The sequence below is a fragment of the Amycolatopsis sp. lyj-84 genome (genome assembly GCF_046549075.1).
Classification (GTDB): domain Bacteria; phylum Actinomycetota; class Actinomycetes; order Mycobacteriales; family Pseudonocardiaceae; genus Amycolatopsis.
Genome location: NZ_JAJPWO010000001.1, coordinates 1,035,041 through 1,055,697, shown reverse-complemented (window position 1 = coordinate 1,055,697; position 20,657 = coordinate 1,035,041). Strand labels below are relative to the sequence as shown.

Sequence of the window (20,657 nt, the reverse complement as noted above, 5' to 3'; positions counted from 1 at the left end):
AGTGCCCGTTGTCTCGCACTGCCGCGTCACCTGTGCTGCGCACGGTCCCCGTACTGGCCATTGTGGTCTGTCACAACGGCGAGAACTGGTTGCCACTGGCGCTTTCCGCGCTCCGGCGCAGCGGTGTCCGGCCCCGGCACGTGCTCGCCGTGGACACCGGCTCCACCGACCGGACGGCCAAGATCCTCGCCGACGCGGCCGCGCCCGAAGGCGTCGTCGGCGGTACCGACACCACTCCGGTTCTGGACGGGATTCTCACACTTTCGGATGATGTCGGCTTCGGTGCCGCGGTCGGCGAGGCCGTCGAGCACGCGATCGAACGCTGGGGAGATCCCGGTGGCTGGCTCTGGCTGCTGCACGACGACTGCGCGCCGGAACCGGACTGTCTCGAAAATCTGTTGGCAGCGGCCGAAAACGAGCCCGAGGCGACGGTGCTCGGTCCGCTCGCGGTGGACTGGAGCGACCCGCGGCTGATCGTCGAAGCCGGACTGTCGACCGACGCCATCGGCCACCGGCAGCAGATCTCGCCCGAAGAGGCCGACACCGCGGTGCTCGCCGTGCCGAGCGCGGGATCACTGGTGCGGCGGGAAGTCTGGCACGACCTCGGCGGCTACGACCCCGGGTTTCCCTTGCTGCGCGAGGATCTCGACTTCGGCTGGCGCGCCAACGCCGCGGGCGGCCGCGTGCTCTCGGTGGCGGACGCCAGGCTCCGGCACGCCCGCGCGCTCAGTACCGGGCAACGGGAACCGGACGCGCTCGGCCTTTCCCTCGCGACGGCGAACCGCGCGCACGGGCTCCGGGTGTTCCTCGTCAATTGCTCCCCGTTGTCCTTTTGGTTCGGCCTGATTCGAATTCCGTTCTTCGCGCTCTTCCGGGCGCTCGCGTTCCTGCTGCTGCGCCGCACCGGCGAGGCGGGCGCGGAACTCGCGGCGACCTGGTACCTGCTGCGCGGCCGCGGCGGACTGCGCGCGGCCCGCGCCGAACGCCGGAAGACCGACCGGCCCGGTGACGTCCGCGGCCTGTTCACCGGACGGGCGACGCGGATGCGCAACGCGGTCCGCGCCGGTGTCGTCGGCCTCGTCCGGCGAGGTGTCGAACGGGACTTCGCCCTCGGGACCGTGCCTGAGAGCGCGGACCAGGAAGGCGCCTGGATCCCGCCGGAGGCGTTGCGGGCCGGGCAAGATCGCCCCGTCGGCCCCGGGGCGCTGCCCGCCGGGGCGATGCGCGGGGTCGGCTCGCGGGGGACGGGACTCCGGCGGCCCAGCGCGGTCGTCGCGGTCGCGGTCCCCGAAGACGTATCCGAGAAACCCGCCGCGGGCAGGCCGAAACCGTCGCCGGTGCCGCGTGACGGCGGGCGGCGGCCGGAGCCGGAACTCGTGTTCGTCGAGGTCGACCGCAAGCGGGTGCTCGGCGCGACCGTGTTCGCCCCGCCGGTCCTCATGCTGGTCGTGCTGACGGCGCTCGCTTTCGTGGTCAACGGTTCCCGGCTCGGACTGGACCTCTTCGGCGGAAAACTGCTGCCTGTCGGCGGACTCGGCGAGATCTGGTCGTCGTATCTCGCGCCGTGGCACGCGATCGCGGGCGGTACGGCGAGCCCCGCGCCCGCGACACTGCCGGTGCTGGGCACCCTCGGAGCGATCTTCACACCGATCGGCGGACCCGCGGCGCTGGTCGCGATCCTGCTGATCGGGGACATCCCGCTCGCCGCCCTGAGCGCCTACGTGGCCACTCGGCACCTTCGCGTGCGTCGCTGGGTTCGTGCCGTCGTCGCGGCGGCGTACGGCGTGCTGCCCGCCGCCACGGCTTCGGTCGCGCAGGGGCGGCTCGACGTCGTCGTCGTGCACCTGCTGTTGCCGTTGGTGATCGCGGGCATCGTCGGGCTGCTGGTCCGCGCGGACTCGCGATGGCTGCACGTTTCCGCGCTGAGCGCGATCGGGCTGGCGCTCATCGGCGCCTTCTCGCCGCTGGCGCACGCGCTGGCGCTGGTCGGGCTGGTGGTCGGGTTCGTGGTGCTGCCCTCGCCGACCGGGCTCGCGCGGCGGATCGCGTCGGTCGGCATCGTGGTCTTCCTGCCGCTGGCGTTGCTGCTGCCGTGGCCGAGTGTGCTGCTACGGCATCCGGAACTGCTGCTGCACGGGCTCGGCGGTGCCGCCACGGCCGCGTCCGGTGCCGACCTCGCCGGACTGGATCCGGGCGGTCCCGGCGCTTGGCCGATCGGGGTGGCGCTGGTCGCGGCCGCGATCGTCGCGCTGGTGGTCCGGCCGTCGAAGGGCGCGGGCGCCGGTGTCGCCGTCGTCGTGCTGGGTGTGCTCGGGCTCGTGGCGGTGCGGTTCGTGGCGGTGACGCCGATGACGGGCGGCGCGCACGCGACCGGGTACGCCGGGGTGCCGCTGCTGGTGATCGGCGCGGGGCTGCTGTGGACGGTGCTGGCCACCTGGCAGCGCGGCGGGACGACCGTCGAGCCCGCGCCGTGGCTGACGAAGGTCACGGCCGTGGCCGGGGTGCTCGTGCTGCTGACGCTGGTGACCGGCGCGGTCGCCGCCGGCCGGGAAGGCCCGCTGAAGTCGGGTGCGCGTCCCTCGCTCGCCGTCGACGACCTGGCCTCCAGCGGACGCTCGGTCCTGGTCGTGGGTGAGCCCGTTCGGCAGACCGGGGGCCGGTTGCCGCTCTACGGCGACGACGAACTCGCGCCGACACCCGGCAGCGCAGACAGACTGGCCTCGTGGCGCCGCGACCTGCTGACCGGTTCGCCGGACGCGGTCAAGCAGGCCTTCGCGGCCGCTGCGGCTTCGGGAGTGCTGTACGTCGTGCTGCCCGCCGGTGCGGACGGTTCGGCTTTCGTCGAACTCGCGCGGGATCTGGTGGTTTCGGCGGCGCCGACCTCGGACGGGCGTCCGGTGCTGCGGCTGCTGCCCGCGGGCGGTCAGGTGGCGCTCATCTCGCCGGAACTGGCGCAGGCGGCCGTGACCGGGAAGGGCGCGCCGGGGGCGTCGCCAGGGGTGGCGCCGGTGCAGGCCGGACTGCCGGACGTGCGGGTGCGCGTCTCGGAAGGGCCGACCGGACGACTGCTCGTGCTGGCCGCGGAATTCGAGGCGGGCTGGCAGGCGACCGTGGACGGCAAGGCCGTGCCGATCGTGCGGGCCTGGGGGCATCAGGTGGCGGTCTCGGTGCCTCCCACTCCTTCGGAGGTGGTGGTGGAGCACCAGGGCACCACGCGGAACCTGCTGCTGCTGGCGCAGATCGCCGCGGTGCTGTTCACGCTGCTGACGGCCGTGCCCACGCGGCGGGGCTTGCCTTCTCGTTAGGTGCGGGGGCGTTGGGCTCCTGACGCGGACGCCCCCAATGTGGCATTGGGGACACTCAACGTCCCCAATGCCACATTGGGGGCATCCACCCCGGCGACCCGTGCAATGAACGGGCCTTTCCTTGCAAATTTTGCAAGGAAAGGCCCGTTCATTGCACGACAGCAAGTTGTCCACAGGCCAGTCCCCTTGTGGACAACTCGGGGCTCCAGCATCGTTTCCGCAGGTCCCGTCGGTCCCTCGCGATACGCTGGGCTGGGGACGCCCCCCGGGGAAGGGCGGGGGCTGGGGTCGGGGCGGTGTGGGAGAGTCAGTCGCCTTCGATGACGTCGGGTTCGACGCCCAGGTAGCCCGCGACTTGTTCCACGAGGACGTCGTGGACGAGTTCGGCGAGTTCGCCGGGGTCCTTCGCGCGTGCTTCGAGGGGGCGGCGGTAGAGGACGATGCGGGCGCGCGTCGGCAGTCCGGCCCGGTCGACGCCGGCGGGCACGAGCCGTGAGAGCGGGACGGCGCCGTCGTGCAGTACGCCGTCCACTCCGGCCGGTGCGCCATCCGAGCGAACTTCGGGAACGTCGTCGACGGCCACGTCGAGCTTCGTCAGCTCGTGCCGCCACCGCGCTTCGATCGGTTCGAGCGCGTCCAAAACCAGCGCGTCGAACCTTTCTGCCCTGCTAGCGGCGGCGGGAAGGGTCGACGGATACAGCGCTCCGCGCAGGCCCCGGCCGTGCCGGTCCCGGCGCATCCGCCGTCGCTGTCGGGAATCACGAGCCGTCGCCACGATCCGAAGGGTACGCGCTCGGCGAATCAAAGCGCGTGTCGCCGGTACACCTGGCCGGGGACGCGCTATCGTTCTCGATCGTGCGGAGCGTACGAAAGTGTTCGCGAACGGGTTGTCTCGAACCCGCTGTCGCCACGCTCACGTATGCCTACAGCGACTCGACAGCCGTAGTGGGGCCACTGGCCACCGCGAGCGAGCCGCACTCCTATGACCTCTGCGAGGCCCACGCCCTCCGGCTCACCGTGCCCAAGGGCTGGGAAGTCGTCCGGCACGAGGGGGCCTTCGCCGCTCCCGATCCCTCCGCCGACGAGCTGACCGCGCTGGCCGAGGCCGTGCGCGAAGCGGGCCGTTCCGACAAGCCCGCGCCCGGCCCCGAACCCGAGGGTCCCTCCGGCAGGCGCGGCCACCTGCGCGTCCTGCCCGGCCGAGCCTGACACCAAGGCCCGCCGGTAGGCTTTCGAGGCGCCAGAGGGCGTTGTAACGAGACTATTGGCGGGGAGCAGGCGTGCCAGACCTTTCGGGCATCGTGAAGGCCTACGACATTCGCGGCGTGGTCGGTGAACAGCTGAACGCGGCGCTCGTCCGTGACCTCGGCTCGGCGTTCGCCCTGTTGATCAAAGCCGAGTCGGACGCGATCGTCATCGGCCACGACATGCGCGACTCCTCGCCCGAGCTGTCCGCCGCGTTCGCCGACGGCGTGACCTCGCAGGGTCTCGACGTCGTGACGATCGGTCTCGCCAGCACCGACCAGCTGTACTTCGCCTCCGGGTCGCTGAACCTGCCGGGCGCCATGTTCACCGCCAGCCACAACCCGGCGCAGTACAACGGCATCAAGCTGTGCCGTTCGGGCGCCGCCCCGGTCGGCCAGGACTCCGGTCTCGCGGAGATCCGCGACACCGTCGAGCAGGGTGTCCCCACCTTCGCGGGTCAGCGCGGCTCGGTGACCGAGAAGGACGTCCTCGCGGACTACGCGGCATACCTGCGCAAGCTCGTCGACCTGTCCGGAAGCCGTCCGCTGAAGGTCGTCGTCGACGCAGGCAACGGCATGGGCGGCCACACCGTCCCGACGGTCTTCGCGGGCCTGCCCCTCGACGTCGTGCCGATGTACTTCGAACTCGACGGCAACTTCCCCAACCACGAGGCCAACCCGCTCGACCCGAAGAACATCGTCGACCTCCAGGCGAAGGTGCGAGAGGAAGGCGCCGACGCGGGTCTCGCGTTCGACGGCGACGCCGACCGCTGCTTCGTCGTCGACGAGCGCGGCGAGCCCGTGTCGCCGAGCGCCATCACCGCGCTGGTCGCGATCCGTGAGCTGGAGAAGGAGCCGGGCGGCACCATCATCCACAACCTGATCACGTCGAAGGGGGTACCGGAGATCGTCGCCGAGCACGGCGGCAAGCCGGTGCGCACCCGGGTCGGGCACTCGTTCATCAAGGCCGAAATGGCCAAGACCGGCGCGATCTTCGGCGGCGAGCACTCCGCGCACTACTACTTCCGCGACTTCTGGCGCGCCGACACCGGCATGCTGGCCGCGCTGCACGTCCTCGCCGCCCTCGGCGAGCAGACGGGCCCGCTGTCCGAGCTGACGGCGGAGTACTCGCGCTACGCGGCCTCCGGCGAGATCAACTCCACCGTGGACGACCAGGTCGCGCGCATGATGGCGGTCAAGGACACCTTCGCCGCGCGCGACGGCGTCGAGATCGACGAACTGGACGGGCTCACCGTGCAGCTTCCCGGCGGTGGCTGGTTCAACCTGCGCCCGTCCAACACCGAGCCGCTGCTCCGCCTGAACGTCGAGGCCGCCGACGCCGAGGCCGTCCGGGCGCTGACCGAAGACGTATTGGCGATCGTCCGTGGGTAACGAATGTGTCGTGAAAACACACATAGAGATGTCCCACAGGTAGGGAGAGACCATGGCCGTCACGCTTGACGCACAGTTGCTGGAGATCCTGGCCTGCCCGTCCCCCGATCACGCGCCGCTGCGGCCGGGGACGACGGCCGACCCGGAGGCGGACGCGCTGACCTGCACGGAGTGCGGTCGCGTGTATCCGGTCCGTGATGGAATCCCGGTACTGTTGCTGGACGAAGCCACCGAGCCGACGACCCCGGATGGCGCCCATGCCGACGGTCCCTGACGATTCCCTGCTCGACGATCCCGCGCGATTGGCCGAGGCCGACACCGCGGGGCTGCTCCGTGCCGCCGCGATGGCGGGCGCCCAGGTCCGGGCGACCGCCGAAGCCGCGGCCGAGCTCGAACTGAGCGATCGCCTGGACGTCGGGCGCCCGCGCTCACTCGTGCTGATCGACAGGCCCGGCGTCAGCCGGACGCTGACCAGGCTGGTCGCCGCGCTGCTGACCCCGGCCTGCCCGGTGCCGGTGGTCGTCGCCGAGGTCGTGCCGAGCTGGATCGGTGCCCTCGACGTCGTCTTCGCGCACACCGACGACGCCGGTGATCGTGAGCTGGCCGCTTCGCTGGAGCGTGCCGCCAGGTTCGGTGCGACGGTCGTGCTGTCCGCTCCCGGCGAGGGCCCGGTCGCGGCCGCCGTCGCGGGCAAGGGACTGATCCTCGCGCCGAGGCTCCCGGTCCCGCCGGAAATGGCCTTCCCGCGCGGGCTCGCCGCCGCGCTGCTGACCGCGAACGCGCTCGGCCTCCTGGTGGCCGATCTGGAGCAGCTCGCCGACCACCTCGACGCGGAAGCCGAGAAGGACTACCTGGCGAGGGACTCGTTCGCGAACCCGGCCAAGGCGATGGCGCTGAAGCTGGCCGACCGCCAGCCGCTCCTGTGGGGGCTGGACCCGGTCGCGGTCGCCGTCGGCGAACACGCGGCCCACGCTTTCGCCGCCCACGCGGCCCTCGTCTGTGATGTCGAGGACTATCGCCAGGCCTTGGCAAGGCCCGCTTTGCGGCGTGCGGCATTGTCCGGGGGCGTGGAGCGCGATATCTTCGCGGACCCGGAGGAGGGGGTCGGCGTCGTGCCGAGGGTGTTGCTCCTCTCGGTTCGGACGGGGCCGGCCACGGAGGCGGCCCGCTACCAGGCGGAAGACCTGCTGCCCGGTGCGGATGTGATCGCCCCCGCCGAAGAGATCGAAACGGACGAGATCGTGCGTGCGGCCGTTCTCGCGCTGCGTTTCGAGCTGGCCGCGGTCTATCTGGGGCTGGCCGTCGGCAGCATCGGCGGCGCTGGGAGGTACACGCCTGCAACGGCGTGAGCCCCGGGTGCGACGTAGGAAATGAGGGCCGGCACCACCCGTGCCCGGCGAGGAGTTGAGGTGACAGTGGAGCTGCTGCGCAATGCCGTGCGGCCCTACGCGTGGGGGTCGAGAACGACGATCCCCGAGCTGCTGGGGCGTCCGGTGCCGGCGCCGCATCCGGAGGCGGAACTGTGGATGGGCGCCCACCCCGGCGACCCGTCCCACGTCATCGGCCCGGACGGCACCGAGCGGAGCCTGCTGGAGCTCGTCGAAGCCGATCCGATCGGCCAGCTCGGCGAGGGCTGTGCCGGGCGCTGGGGCGGCAGGCTGCCGTTCCTGCTGAAGATCCTCGCCGCCGAAGAGCCGCTTTCGATGCAGGCGCACCCCTCGGCCGCACAGGCGGCGGAGGGCTACGCGCGCGAGGAGTCGTCAGGCATCCCGCGCGACGCCTCGAACCGCAACTACCCGGATCCGACGGCGAAACCGGAACTCGTCTGCGCGCTGACGGAGTTCCACGCGCTGGCGGGCTTCCGCGACCCGGAACGCACGATCGCGCTGCTGAAGGCGATCGAGACGCCGGGGCTGGCGAAGTACGCGGTGCTGCTGGACGCCCAGCCGGATCCGGCCGGGCTGCGCGCGCTGTTCACCACCTGGATCACCCTGCCGCAGGCCGCGCTCGACGAACTGCTGCCCGAGGTCCTCGATTCGTGCGTGAAGCACATCCAGGAACGCGGCGAGTTCGACGTCGAATGCCGGACCATCCTGGAACTCGGCGAGTCGCATCCGCGTGACGCGGGCGTGCTCGCGGCGCTGCTGCTCAACCGCCTCACCCTCAGCGCGGGCGAGGCGATCTACCTGCCCGCCGGCAACCTGCACCTGTACCTGCACGGCACCGCCGTCGAAATCCTGGCGAACTCGGACAACATCCTGCGCTGCGGGCTGACCCCCAAGCACGTCGACGTGCCGGAGCTGCTGCGCGTCGTCGACTTCGCGTGCGGCGAGATGCCGGTCCAGAGCGGCGAGCGCGAGGAGCGCCTGTCGGTGTACCGCACCGACGCGCCCGAGTTCGAGTTGTCGCGGATCGAGTGGGAGGCCGGGGACGACGGCGAGGTCGCCGTCCACGACGTCGGCCCGCAGATCCTGCTGTGCACCGCGGGCAGCCTCCTGGTGACCGCCGACGACGGCGAACAGGTCGAACTCCGCCGCGGCCAGTCGGTGTGGCTCCCGGCCGCCGACCCCGCCGTCCGCGTCCGGCCGCTCTCCGGTGAGCGCACCCAGGTCTTCCGCGCCACCGCCGGCACCTGCTGACCTCTCCGCGTTTCGTCCTCTGGTTGCGGTCCTTGCACGTGCAAGGACCGCAACCAGAGGACTGTTGAGTGAGCGAAGGCGTGACTCGCGTGAACGCCCTTCCCACCCGAACACGACACGCTTGACCTTCTCCTCGATGAATGCGTCCTTGGCCCGAACTGTGTGCGTTCCGTGTGGCGGGTTCCGCGATCATCATCCGAAGGGGTGACCCTGCGGTTGTCGTCGGCTCGTCCCGATACGGGCCGGCGGCTCTCCGTGGGCTGACTTCCGGGTGGTGCTCGTCTGAGGGGTCGGGCACCACCCGGTCAGGCCGGGGCGGGTTCGGTGAGCGACAACAGCAACCGGACAAGGGCCGAAGCGTTGGCGTCGTGGGGGACATCCAATCGTTTCGCCTCTTCACCCGCCGCCTCGGCCGCCTCCGTTTCCCCGACGGCCTCGTACGCCCTGCGCAGGACGTGCAGGGTGAGGCCGGTCGCGGGTTTCCCGCCCATGGCACGGAATTCGCCGAGGCAGTGGCGCAGCACGGGAATCGCGCGATCGGCGCGGCCGTCGCCGATCCAGCTCGCCGCGATCGCGCGGGTGCAGGAAAGCTCCCGCGGCCGTTCTTCGAGCGCGCCTGCCAGGCGCCGCGCGTTCTCGTACGCCTTCACCGCGTCGGCGCGCCGTCCGGCGCCGGCGAGGATCGCGCCCTGCGTGCGCAGGGACTTCGCCAGTGCCGACTTCGCCGTCGTCCGGCGCAGGACCAGGACGGATTCCTCGACCGTCTCCAGCGCCTCTTCCGGGCGGCCGTCGAGCATCAGCGACCACGAAAGCCCTTGCAGGGCGATGCCGAGCCGGCGGTCGTCGGCCGATTCCCTCGCCTCGGCGAGGATCCGGCGATCGATCTCCAGCGCTTCGGAGATCTTGCCCAGCCTGTGCAGCGCGGCGGATTCCGCCCGCCGCGCATGGGTTCCCGAATCCTCCACAGTGGACAGTTCGCGGGCCTGGGTCGCGGCGTGCAGCGATTCCCCGGCCCGGCCGAGCCCGACGAGGCAGTGCGCCAGATTGGTCTCCACCCACGCTCGCGTGGCCAGATCACCCAGCTCCGCCAGTTCCTTCGAACATTCTCGATACCCCTCGACGGCGCGTTCGTACTCGCCGCGAGCGTGCAGCAACACCGTCAGGTTCGCCTCGGCGATGACCACGATGTGCCTGTCGCCCGCCTTTCGGGCGGCGTCGCGCAAGGTCTCGTACGCCGTCCTCATGTCGGTGTAGTGGCTGTGCAGGTACAGGTACGTGCTCAGCCTTTCCAGTATCCGCAACGCTTTTCGCAGCCAGCCGACGGCGCACAGCGACGAGACGGCGGTGACCAGGTTGGCCCGCTCCACGGAGAACCACGTCCCGGGATCGCGCAGCAGCCGCTCGACCAGTTCGGCCGGCAACGGCTGCGCGGGTAAGTCCTGATCCGACAACGGCATCGGCACCGTCCTCGGCAGGCGGCGGGCCGCCGTGTCGGCGAGGCACAGCGCCGCGTCCGACACCTTCGCGACGGTGGCCACCCGCTCGTCGTGGGTCTCCAGTTCCCGGCCGAGTTCCGTGGCGAACACGCGCACGAGATCGTGCAGGCGGAACCGCTGCTCACCGGTCGGATCGACACCGGTGGCCTCGAGCAGGCTCGCCTCGACGAGTTCGTCGATGGCCTCGTCGGCGTCCTCGCTGTCAGCGCTGTCAGCGCAGTCGATGAGGGTCGACACCGCCCACGCGGGCAGATCGAGCGTGCGGGAGCGGCCGATCAACCGGAACGCGCGCCGCGCGGCCGGGCTCAAGGCCTGATGGCTCAAGGCGATGCTGCCGCGCACCTGGAGATCGCTGACCTGGAGTTCGTCGAGGCGCGAGACCTCGTCCTCCAGCTTCCCGGCGAGTTTCCCGAGCGGCAGGCCCGGCCGCATGGCGAGCCTGCTGCCCGCGATCCGCAGCGCGAGCGGGAGATTGCCGCAGGCCTTGGCGATGCGCTCCGCGTCCGCTCGTTCGGCGCCCACCCGATCCGGCCCGGCCAGCCGTGCCAGCAGGGTCATCGCCTCGGCGCCGGACAGCGGTGCGAGAGGGAGGCGATCCGCCCCGGCGAGCCCGGAAAGCCGCTGCCTGCTGGTGATCAAGACGGCGCTGCCCGGTGTTCCCGGCAGCAGCGCGCGGACCTGATCGGGACCCGCGGCGTCGTCGAGCACCACGAGGACCCGCCGATCGGCGAGACGGCCGCGATAGACCGCCGCCCTGGCCTCGACGTCGTCCGAGATGGCGGGGCCGGTGACACCGAGCGCGCGCAATAGGTCGCCGAGGACGTCGGCGAGGTCTCGCGGGCTGGAGGCGCCCGCGAGCGGGATGAACAGCTGCCCGTCCGGAAAGGACCGGCGGAGCCGGTGCGCGGTGCTGACCGCGAGGGTGGACTTGCCCGCGCCGGGTTCGCCGGTGATCACCACGACCGGGACGCCCGTGCTCGCGCCGAGCAGCCCGGAGAGCTTCGAGACCTCGCCCTCGCGCCCCGCGAAATCCGCGATGTCCGGGGGCAGCTGGCAGATCGGGAAGACCGGCGCGGCCTTGGCGGGCGGCACCGGATCCTCTCCGCGCAACACGGCGGCGTGCACGCGGCGGACCTCGGCGCCGGGCTCCACGCCGAGTTCCTCGACGAGGGTGGTGCGCAGCTCGCGGTGGACGGCCAGCGAATCGGCCTGCCGCCCGGCGCGGTGCAGCGCGGTCATCAGCTGCGCGGCCAGCCTCTCGCGCAGGGGATGCTCGGTGATCATCGCCTGGAGTTCGCCGGTGAGCTCGCCGTGCCTGCCGTCGGACAGTTCGGCGTCCACACAGTCCTCGAAAGCGGCGAGGCGTTCCGACTCGAGCCGGGCGACGTCCGCGTCGAGCCGGGGGAGATGCAGTCCCGACAGGACCGGCCCGCGCCATTCCGCCAGCGCCCGGCGATAGTGCCCGGCTGCCGACGCCGGATCGCCCGCCCGCGCCGCCGCCTTTCCCGCCGCCGCGGCTTCGCGGAAGGACAGCAGATCGAGGTCGCCGGGCTCGACGATCAGCCGGTACCCGAGCGGGTCACGCTCGATCGCCAGCCCCTCGAACCGCGCCCGCAGACGGGAGACGTAGGTGTGCAGATTCGAGGAGTACGACTTCGGCGGTGTCTCCGGCCAGAGGGTCTCGACCAGGGCGTCGACCGGGACGGACGAGTTCGCGTTCAGCAGCAGGACGGCCAGCAGGGCACGCTGATGATCGCCGCGCGGCGCGGTGCGCCGCCCGGGTGGGCTCTCGATCGTCAACGGTCCGAGCACGCCGAATCGCGGCACGGGCACCTCCCAGGTCATGAGAGGGGCGAGACTAGCGAGGGGATCCGACAATTCTGTGACCTGTCCCGCCCGGCGCCACGGGCCTCATCTGCACTGCTAGCCTTCGAACCCGGCATATCGGGACACCATTTTTCAGGACACCAGGGGAGTTGCACGTGTCTGCAGGTGGCGGAACCAAGGCGATCATCGCCGCGCTCGTGGCGAACGCCGGAATCGCGGCCGCCAAATTCACCGGCTTCCTCATCACGGGGTCGTCTTCGATGCTCGCGGAGTCCGTGCACTCGCTCGCGGACACCTCGAACCAGGGCCTCCTGCTGCTGGGCCAGAAGACCTCGCAGCGCGCGGCGACCCGCACGCACCCGTTCGGCTTCGGACGGGACCGGTACTTCTACTCGTTCATCGTCGCGTTGATGCTGTTCAGCCTCGGCTCGGTGTTCGCGCTGTACGAGGGCATCCACAAGATCAGCGAGCCGGAGGCGCTGACCTCGCCGTGGGTGGCCGTCGGCATCCTCGTGGTCGCGATCGGACTGGAGTCCTACTCCTTCTACACCGCGATCCAGGAGTCGAAGAAGATCAAGGGCGACGCGGGCTGGTGGGCGTTCATCCGCCAGGCCAAGACCCCCGAACTGCCGGTGGTCCTCCTGGAGGACGCGGGCGCGCTGCTCGGCCTGGTGTTCGCGCTCGCGGGCGTCGGGCTCTCGGTCGCCACCGGCGACCCGGTGTGGGACGGCATCGGCACCGTCACGATCGGCCTGCTGCTCGGCGTCATCGCGGTCATCCTGATCATCGAGATGAAGAGCCTGCTGATCGGCGAGGGCGCCTCCGAGCCCGACCTCGACACGATCGTCGACGAACTCGCCGCGGGCAAGGTCGAGCGGGTCATCCACATCCGGACGCTGTACATCGGCCCGGACGAGATGCTGGTGGCCGCGAAGCTCGCGCTGGTGCCCGGGCTGGAGACCGCCGAAGTCGCGCAGGCCATCGACGACGCCGAAGCGCGGGTTCGCGCGAAGGTGCCGACGGCGAAGCTGATCTACCTCGAGCCGGACTTGGACCGCTCGCTGGCGTGAGCCGGTCTCGAACCGGCTCCAGTGCGCCAGGAAAGGCCCGTTCCTTGCAAATTTTGCAAGGAACGGGCCTTTCCTGGCGTCCGGGGGCGCGAAAGCGAGGGATCCGTGATCACCGTGCGGGGCAACTGTCCGTATTCCGCCGGTCACCGCCGCGACCTTCGGGTACTTCGTTGCTCTCCCACCGCGCTGCCGCCACGATCGGGCGATAGGGTCCCTTGAACCGCAGTCAGGTGTAGGAGGTCAAGGGTGCCCGGAAACGGTCTGTGGCGTACGAAATCCATTGAGCAATCCATCGCGGACACCGACGAACCGGGGACCAAACTCAGGCGGAACCTGAGCGCTTGGGACCTGACCGTCTTCGGTGTCGCCGTCGTCATCGGCGCCGGGATCTTCACGCTCACCGCGCGCACGGCAGGCGACTACGCCGGGCCGTCGGTCTCGCTCTCGTTCGTCTTCGCTGCCATCGCCTGTGCGCTGGCGGCTCTCTGTTACGCGGAATTCGCGTCGACCGTCCCGGTGGCCGGGAGCGCGTACACGTTCTCGTACGCCACGTTCGGCGAGTTCATGGCGTGGATCATCGGCTGGGACCTGATCCTGGAGCTGGCGGTCGGCGCGGCCGCGGTGTCGAAGGGCTGGTCGGCCTATCTCGAAACCGTGCTCTCCTACATCTTCGGCAAGGGCACGAAAACGACGTTCGAGATCGGCGGCGTCCCCGTCGACTGGGGCGCCCTGATCGTGGTGCTGGTGCTGGCGACGCTGCTCGCTGTCGGCACGAAGCTGTCTTCGCGGTTCTCGATGGTGATCACCGGGATCAAGGTCGCGGTGGTGCTGTTCGTGATCGTGCTCGGCATCTTCTACATCAAGGCCGCCAACTACACGCCGTTCATCCCGGAGGCCCAGTCCGGCGCCGAGTCGTCGGCCACCGGGGTCGACCAGTCGCTCTTCTCGGTGTTCGCGGGCAGCAGCAGTAGCTCGTTCGGCGTCTTCGGCCTGCTGGCCGCGGCGTCGCTGGTGTTCTTCGCGTTCATCGGTTTCGACATCGTCGCGACCACCGCGGAGGAGACCCGCAACCCGCAGAAGGCCGTGCCCCGCGGCATCTTCGGCTCGCTCGCCATCGTCACGGTGCTGTACGTCGCGGTGTCGCTCGTGGTCGTCGGCATGGTGAACTACAAGGACCTCGCCACCTCGGCGGGTGACGGCGGCAAGAAGACCCTCGCTTCCGCGTTCGCGGTCAACGGCGTCGACTGGGCGGCCAACATCATCTCCGTCGGTGCCCTCGCCGGTCTGACGACCGTCGTCATGGTGCTGATGCTGGGCCAGATCCGGATCATCTTCGCGATGTCGCGCGACGGCCTCATGCCGCGCAGCCTGGCGAAGACCGGCCCGAACGGGACGCCGAAGCGGGCGACCATCGTCGTCGGCGCACTGGTCGCCGTCGCCGCCACGTTCTTCCCGGCGGACAAGCTCGAGGAAATGGTCAACGTCGGCACGCTGTTCGCCTTCATTCTCGTTTCGGCGGGTGTGATGGTGCTGCGCAAGAAGCGACCGGATCTCCCTCGCGCCTTCCGCGTGCCGTGGGTGCCGTTGATCCCGATCCTGGCGATCGCCGCCTGCCTCTGGCTGATGCTCAACCTGACCGTTTTGACCTGGTTGCGGTTCATCGCGTGGATGGTGCTGGGCGTCGTCGTCTACTTCGTCTACAGCCGTCGCCATTCAGTGCTCGGCAAGCAGAACAAGGCCGAGAAGACGGAGTCCGTTTCGGACTGATCATTCTCGTTTCGGCGGCCCACCATTCCTCTGTGGATGGTGGGCCGCTTTGTCGGGGGCCCCGGTTTCGGTGTGAAATCGGTGTGCGATAGCGTCCGGTCTCTCGCCTCACCCTGTCGGGTGAACGGAACTCGTGTAGAAGCACCGCGAGTTGACCTTCATCCCTCGAATGAGGCACCGCGCTTTGCTCGTTTGTCCCCCGATCGGTACAGGAGAGCTCTGAATGCAGATCATGTCCGGACGGCGTGTCCGTTCCGCCGTCACCGTCGTCGCACTGGCGACCGCCGCCCTGCTCGGTACCGCCGGTTCGGCGCTGGCCTGTCACTCCGATGACGACCGCGCCAAGCCGATCCCCGGCAACATCAGCAAGTGCGAGCAGGTCAAGGCCGGCGGCAAGGCCCTGTCCGACGCGGACTTCAAGTTCACCGGTGGCGCCGGTGAGAAGCGGCTCAACATCACCGGCCTCGGCGAGGGCGTCAAGGTGACCGCGATCGTCGTCCTCGGTGGCGACGACGGCTACAACGTCTACGAGCCCGGCAAGCGCAAGCTCTCCGACACCCCGCCGTGGACCGAGCTGCGCGCGCCGTTCAACCGCGACGGCAGCAAGGCGAACATCGACAAGTGGTACGCGTGCGGCGAGAAGACCAAGCCGACCGAGCAGCCGAAGCCGTCCGAGCCGACGAAGACCTCGACGGCCAAGCCTCCGACGACCGCTCCGACCACCACGGAGAAGCCGTCCGACACCCCGACCAGCACCTCCGCCCCGGCCCCGAACGTGGGCGGTAACGGTGGCAACGGCGGCGGTCTCGCGGACACCGGTTTCGACAACGCCTGGCTGCTGTGGGCCGGTGGCCTGCTGGTGCTGGCCGGTGCCGGCGTCCTGGTCCTGCTGCGCGTGCGTCGCAAGGCCGACTGAAACTAGCTGATGCCTGAAGGCCCTCTTCCTCGTGAAGGGGGCCTTCAGCGCATTTGCGGGAAGTCCCCGAACAGCGATCCCTGCTCGCCCCAAGGGTTCGACGGGCGGGGGCGGCCGAGCCCGGCGGCCATCGCGACGGCGTTGTCCCATTCGGCGTCGACGACGTAATCCGTGTGCTTGAGGACGCCGGGCGCCCAGCGGTGCCGCCCGGTCGGCCCGCGCATCGGGTCCGGCAGCCAGTGATCGCCGCCGAGCACCAGGACACCCTGCTCGTCGGCTTCGGCGGCGAGCGGACCCGTTCCGCCGGTGGCCAGGTAGCCGTCGCCGAGCAGTTTCCCGGACACCACCCGGTGCCGCCACGTCGTGACGCCGCCGCCGAAGATGTCCGTGCCGCGGCACAGCGCCCGCCAGCGGCCGTCGAGATCCTCGTACAGCCCTGCCAGCTGCGCCTGCGGCAGCATCGCGGGGAAGGCTCGCTGGTAACCCCATTGCAGCGGTGAGCCCGCCGTCAGCAGCCCGACGCGCTCACGGTCCTCGGGCGGGAGGTCGGCGAGCACGCGCGCCGCGGCGAGCACGGTCAGCAGGCTGCCGAGGTTGTAGCCGGAGAGCACGACCCGCGTGCCCGGATCGGCCAGATGTTCCTTGACCCGGTCCGCGAGTTCCGGGACGACCTTGAGCGCGTAGCTCGGCGGAACGATCGGATGGGCGGCCCGCGGCCAGAAGCACACGAGGTCCGCCAGCGCGCCGAGGTGACGGCTGCGCTTGGGCGTCGTCGCCGCGGCGAAAACGACGCGCAGCAGTCCTGCCGCCAGAGCGCCCAGCGCGAACACTCCGATCCCCGAAATCGGTTTCGACCACTCGCCCAGCGGGCCGAAACCGAAGCGCAGCACCAGGAGCGCGCCGCCGCCCGCCGCCATCGCCAGTGCCACCGCGAGCGCGAGATGGTGCAGATGCTTGCGTTCCCACGAGGCGCGCGCCCAGACGTGGGCGGCCTCCTCTTCCTGCGCCTTGCCGATCTCCATCAGCCCGACGATCTTCGGGACGCCTCGCCGCAGCCGCCGCAGCGGGACGGCCACCGCGAAGCCCAGCAAGCCGAGTACGACGGCGAGCGCGAGCCCGGCGCCCCACAGCACGGTCACCAGGACGTAGGTGTCGGGGAGCCGGAGGTCGCTCGCGCCGACCAGTTGCCGCAGCGCGACCGCGAGCCCCGCGCCGAAGCCGCCGCCGAGCAGGCCCGCCAGCGCGACGACCGGCGCCGCGGCCCAGCCGCCGAGCCAGGGCCGCAACCGGCGCGGCAGGTGCTTCCAGGTCGAACGGCCGAACAAGGCCGCCGGGATGAGCATCAGCGCGAACAGCACGGTCACCGCGACCATCGCCGCGCCCAGCGCTTCGACCGTCCCTTCCGCCCCGCCCAGCCCGCCGCCCGGCAGTCCGGCGGGCAGCGGCGTCCGGCGGACGACGGCGATCCCGACCAGCGCGACGGCGAACGCGATCATCCCGCCGCGGACCACCGGCCCGGCGGAGAAGCCGACGGTCGAGGCCACCAGCGCGGCGAGGACGAGCGCCATCGCGCAGATCCACACGACGAGGTCGAACGTCACCGTCGGCAGCCGGAACGGCCCGCCGAGCAACGGAAGCGCGAGGCAGGTCAGCGCGGCGACGGTGTGCAGCGTGCGCAGGCCCGGCGTCCGCGGCATGTCCTGTGGCTGCAACGGGGCCGGACTGTGCGCGCGGTGCAGCCGATTCCGTGACCGCCAGTCCGACGACGGGATCCGGTCGAGCACGAAGATCAGCACCAGCAGCGGCACCACCCCGATGGCCGTCCGCAGCGGCGCGAAATCCCGCAGGAACGACGGCGCGCCCGCCAGGCACGTCGAGCCGGGGGCGAGGCATTGCGCGGCGAACAGGTCGAGCGAGACCACCGCGAGCTGGCTGATCAACAGCATCGTCAGCAGCAGCGAGGCCACCCGCAGCACCGCCCGGCACGCCGTGCCGAGCGCGGCCGCGAAGCGTTTGCCCTCCGGGACCGGCGGGAGCATCCAGTGCGCGACGTTCGCCAGCGAGAACGGGAACAGCAGCGCCCAAGTCGCCTTCGCCGCGCCCCCCGAGGTCATCCCGCTCCACAGGTAGCCTTCGAGGATGCGCGGGATCGAACGGCCGAGCGCGGGCAGCACCGGTCCGGGAGCGGGGCGGCGCAGCCGGTCCGACGGCCGGATCAGCCTGCCGATCCCGTCGCCCGCGACGTCGACCACCGACGTCGAATCCAGCAGACTTTCACCGCTCGTGCCCACTAGCCCGGGTACGCGTATTTCGACGACGCGGGTATCGGGACCCGGCATGACCACGGTGAAGGCCTCCAAACAGTGCAGTGGGCTTTGAGCCGACAACGGTACTGTTCTGTTGTCATCCAACCTTGGAGGAAGCGCGCATATGACCCCCGAAAGCGTTGCCAAGCGGCACGACACCCGCAACGGCATCGAGTTCGCCGTCGCCGATCTCGAGGCCGCCGAGTTCGGCCGCAAGGAGATCCGCCTCGCCGAGCACGAGATGCCGGGCCTGATGGCGCTGCGCCGCGAGTACGCCGAGGTGTATCCCCTGCGGGGAGCCCGGGTTTCGGGCTCGCTGCACATGACGGTACAGACCGCGGTCCTGATCGAAACCCTCGTCGCACTGGGTGCCGAGGTGCGCTGGGCCTCCTGCAACATCTTTTCCACGCAGGATCACGCCGCCGCGGCGATCGTCGTCGGCCCGCACGGCACCGCCGAGGAGCCCAAGGGCGTCCCGGTGTTCGCCTGGAAGGGCGAGTCGCTGGAGGAGTACTGGTGGTGCACCGAGCGGATGCTCACCTGGGACGGTGAGGGTCCCAATATGATCCTCGACGACGGCGGCGACGCCACCATGCTGGTGCACAAGGGAACCGAGTTCGAGAAGGCGGGCGTCGTCCCCTCCCCGGACGAGAACACCTCGGACGAGTTCCGCGTGTTCCTTCAGCTGCTGAGCGCCTCCGTCGCGGCCGACACCGGCAAATGGACCAAGATCGGCGAAGGCATCCGCGGTGTCACCGAGGAGACCACGACCGGCGTGCTGCGGCTCTACCAGCTCGCCGCAGCCGGTGAGCTGCTGTTCCCGGCGATCAACGTGAACGACGCCGTCACCAAGTCGAAGTTCGACAACCGCTACGGCATCCGGCACTCGCTGATCGACGGCATCAACCGCGGCACCGACGTCCTCATCGGCGGCAAGGTCGCGGTCGTCTGCGGTTACGGCGACGTCGGCAAGGGCGCCGCGGAATCGCTGCGCGGCCAGGGCGCGCGGGTGATCGTCACCGAGATCGACCCGATCTGCGCGCTGCAGGCGGCGATGGACGGCTACCAGGTCAAGAAGCTGGAGAACGTCCTCGGCGAGGCCGACCTCATCATCACGACCACCGGCAACAAGGACGTCGTGCTCATCGAGCACATGGCCCGGATGAAGCACCAGGCGATCCTCGGCAACATCGGCCACTTCGACAACGAGCTCGACATGGCGGGCCTGCAGCGCTACCCGGGCATCCGGCGCATCAACATCAAGCCGCAGGTCGACGAGTGGGTGTTCCCCGACGGCAAGAGCATCATCGTGCTGTCCGAGGGTCGTCTGCTGAACCTGGGCAACGCGACCGGGCACCCGTCGTTCGTGATGTCGAACAGCTTCTCCAACCAGGTGATCGCGCAGATCGAGCTGTTCACCAAGCACGAGGAGTACGACAAGGAGGTCTTCCGCCTCCCGAAGAAGCTCGACGAGAAGGTCGCGAAGATCCACCTCGACGCTCTCGGCGGCGAGCTCACGAAGCTGACCAAGGACCAGGCCGAGTACATCGACGTGGACGTCGAAGGTCCCTTCAAGACGGATCACTACCGGTACTGAGCTGCAATGAAGGGGACTTTCATTGCAAATTTCGCAATGAAAGTCCCCTTCATTGCACTCGCTAGCGCCACTCGACCTCGATGCCGGCCAGCCCCGGCCCGGCGTCGCTGAAGAACCCGCTGGTCACCCCGCCCATGTCGAGCGGCAGTTCTTCCGACTCGACGGGGACGGCGTCGTCGCGGGTCCGGAACTGCCGTGTGCAGCGGGCGGGCAGCGCGCCGAGCGCGAACTTCAGCTGCACCAGATAGCTCGCGCACTGATCCCGCAGCATCCGGAAGTACCCGGGCGACGCGGTGCCGGAGTCGTCACGGACCTCGAAGCAGAACACGTGGATCTCGCCCTCGGCGAGCTTCCGGTCGAAGAGCAGTTCGGTCGCCATCGTCTCGGCCTCGGCGTTGCGCCGGATCCGGCCGACGCGGCAGCCCTCGGCGGTGATCAGGTCGACGTCGCCGATGTGGCAGCCGGGGTCGCCGTTGTAGACGGTGACGTACCGGTCCGGGCCGTGACGCCGCGCGCGGCACACCAGCCGGGTGTGGAGGGCGATCTGCCGGTGCGCGGCGTCGAAGGTGATCGTGTCGTGCACCGAAAGCATCTCGAGGTCGGCGTTGTACCGATTGGACGACGGGTACGCGCCCAGCTCCGCCAGCAGCTGATCGACGATCGATCCCATGTCGCCGGACCGGATGTCGTGGAACGACGCGGCCATCTGGTGCCCGCGCGCCCGCGCCGTCCGCGGGCCGATCAGCACGACGAGCGCGTCCGCGGGCAGTTGCAGCACCGATTCGAGCGCGCGGACCGCCGGGAGCGCCTTGGGTACCTCCGGCTGGCGCAATCCGCGTTGCCAGTAGCTCAGGGTCGACTGTCCGATTTGGACGCCGCGGAGTCCGAGATGGGCGCGGAGCCGGGCGAGCGAGAGGCCGCGATAGGCGATCGCCTGCCGCAGCGCGTGGTGGAATTCGCCGCTGCGCAAGGCCTCGACGAGCTCCTTGGGCAGGGTTTCGAGCGGTTGACGACGCGTGCCGTCGATGATCGTCGGGGTGTCCCCGTCTCGTGTCACCGCTCGTCCCTTCACCAGACCAGTGTGTGCGCTGAGCGTGA

General features: G+C 70.3%; 14 protein-coding genes. 10 read left to right on the top strand and 4 right to left on the bottom strand.

The features are described 5' to 3' along the window. The first annotated feature begins 8 nt into the window (after nt 1-8). On the top strand, nt 9-3,305 hold the full coding sequence (locus ACLJRM_RS05130) for a glycosyltransferase (RefSeq protein ID WP_410662413.1): 3,297 nt from the start codon (nt 9-11) through the stop codon (nt 3,303-3,305). A 307-nt stretch (nt 3,306-3,612) separates the two neighbouring features. Here the strand turns inward: ACLJRM_RS05130 and ACLJRM_RS05125 are convergent, their stop codons facing one another. After that, nucleotides 3,613-4,044 carry a metallopeptidase family protein gene (locus ACLJRM_RS05125; RefSeq protein WP_005150818.1) on the bottom strand — a complete coding sequence of 144 codons (432 nt, stop codon included), beginning with the start codon at nt 4,042-4,044 and terminating at the stop codon, nt 3,613-3,615. 116 nt (nt 4,045-4,160) lie between these two features. On the opposite strand from ACLJRM_RS05125, the gene ACLJRM_RS05120 reads away from it, so the two are divergent. The 5 genes from ACLJRM_RS05120 (at nt 4,161) to manA (ending at nt 8,580) form a co-directional block, all read left to right on the top strand. Then, the gene (locus tag ACLJRM_RS05120; RefSeq protein ID WP_083255246.1) at nt 4,161-4,514 is read left to right on the top strand and encodes a DUF3499 domain-containing protein; all 354 of its coding nucleotides are present in this window, start codon (nt 4,161-4,163) and stop codon (nt 4,512-4,514) included. Nucleotides 4,515-4,585: 71 nt separating this feature from the next. Continuing rightward, nucleotides 4,586-5,941, top strand: coding sequence for a phosphomannomutase/phosphoglucomutase (locus ACLJRM_RS05115; protein WP_101610457.1), 1,356 nt, complete (start codon nt 4,586-4,588; stop codon nt 5,939-5,941). 52 nt (nt 5,942-5,993) lie between these two features. Then, complete coding sequence (locus ACLJRM_RS05110) at nt 5,994-6,215, top strand: Trm112 family protein (protein WP_101610456.1); 222 nt, start codon at nt 5,994-5,996, stop codon at nt 6,213-6,215. Further along, the gene (locus tag ACLJRM_RS05105) at nt 6,199-7,290 is read left to right on the top strand and encodes a hypothetical protein (RefSeq protein WP_101610455.1); all 1,092 of its coding nucleotides are present in this window, start codon (nt 6,199-6,201) and stop codon (nt 7,288-7,290) included. The genes ACLJRM_RS05110 and ACLJRM_RS05105 overlap by 17 nt, the downstream gene beginning before the upstream one ends. A gap of 66 nt (nt 7,291-7,356) precedes the next feature. Further along, complete coding sequence (gene manA, locus ACLJRM_RS05100) at nt 7,357-8,580, top strand: mannose-6-phosphate isomerase, class I (protein ID WP_101610454.1); 1,224 nt, start codon at nt 7,357-7,359, stop codon at nt 8,578-8,580. A gap of 305 nt (nt 8,581-8,885) precedes the next feature. Here the strand turns inward: manA and ACLJRM_RS05095 are convergent, their stop codons facing one another. After that, nucleotides 8,886-11,903: a BTAD domain-containing putative transcriptional regulator gene (locus ACLJRM_RS05095; protein WP_410662443.1), complete on the bottom strand. Its 3,018-nt coding sequence runs from the start codon at nt 11,901-11,903 to the stop codon at nt 8,886-8,888. Nucleotides 11,904-12,058: 155 nt separating this feature from the next. Here ACLJRM_RS05095 and ACLJRM_RS05090 point away from each other — a divergent pair, with 155 nt between their 5' ends. The 3 genes from ACLJRM_RS05090 (at nt 12,059) to ACLJRM_RS05080 (ending at nt 15,656) form a co-directional block, all read left to right on the top strand. Then, a complete protein-coding gene (locus ACLJRM_RS05090) occupies nt 12,059-12,973 on the top strand; it encodes a cation diffusion facilitator family transporter (protein WP_101610453.1) in 915 nt (304 codons plus the stop codon). A 246-nt stretch (nt 12,974-13,219) separates the two neighbouring features. Further along, nucleotides 13,220-14,740 (top strand): amino acid permease, encoded by a 1,521-nt coding sequence (locus ACLJRM_RS05085; protein ID WP_101610452.1) that lies wholly within the window; start codon nt 13,220-13,222, stop codon nt 14,738-14,740. Between the two features lie 223 nt (nt 14,741-14,963). Then, nucleotides 14,964-15,656 (top strand): LPXTG cell wall anchor domain-containing protein, encoded by a 693-nt coding sequence (locus tag ACLJRM_RS05080; protein WP_410662412.1) that lies wholly within the window; start codon nt 14,964-14,966, stop codon nt 15,654-15,656. 44 nt (nt 15,657-15,700) lie between these two features. Here ACLJRM_RS05080 and ACLJRM_RS05075 read toward each other — a convergent pair whose 3' ends face one another. Continuing rightward, a complete protein-coding gene (locus ACLJRM_RS05075; RefSeq protein ID WP_168214401.1) occupies nt 15,701-17,995 on the bottom strand; it encodes a hypothetical protein in 2,295 nt (764 codons plus the stop codon). Between the two features lie 91 nt (nt 17,996-18,086). Here ACLJRM_RS05075 and ahcY point away from each other — a divergent pair, with 91 nt between their 5' ends. Further along, nucleotides 18,087-19,559, top strand: a complete 1,473-nt coding sequence (gene ahcY / locus ACLJRM_RS05070) for an adenosylhomocysteinase (protein ID WP_101610449.1) — start codon at nt 18,087-18,089, stop codon at nt 19,557-19,559. A gap of 61 nt (nt 19,560-19,620) precedes the next feature. Here the strand turns inward: ahcY and ACLJRM_RS05065 are convergent, their stop codons facing one another. Further along, nucleotides 19,621-20,616 carry a hypothetical protein gene (locus ACLJRM_RS05065; RefSeq protein ID WP_101610448.1) on the bottom strand — a complete coding sequence of 332 codons (996 nt, stop codon included), beginning with the start codon at nt 20,614-20,616 and terminating at the stop codon, nt 19,621-19,623. Nucleotides 20,617-20,657: the final 41 nt, after the last annotated feature.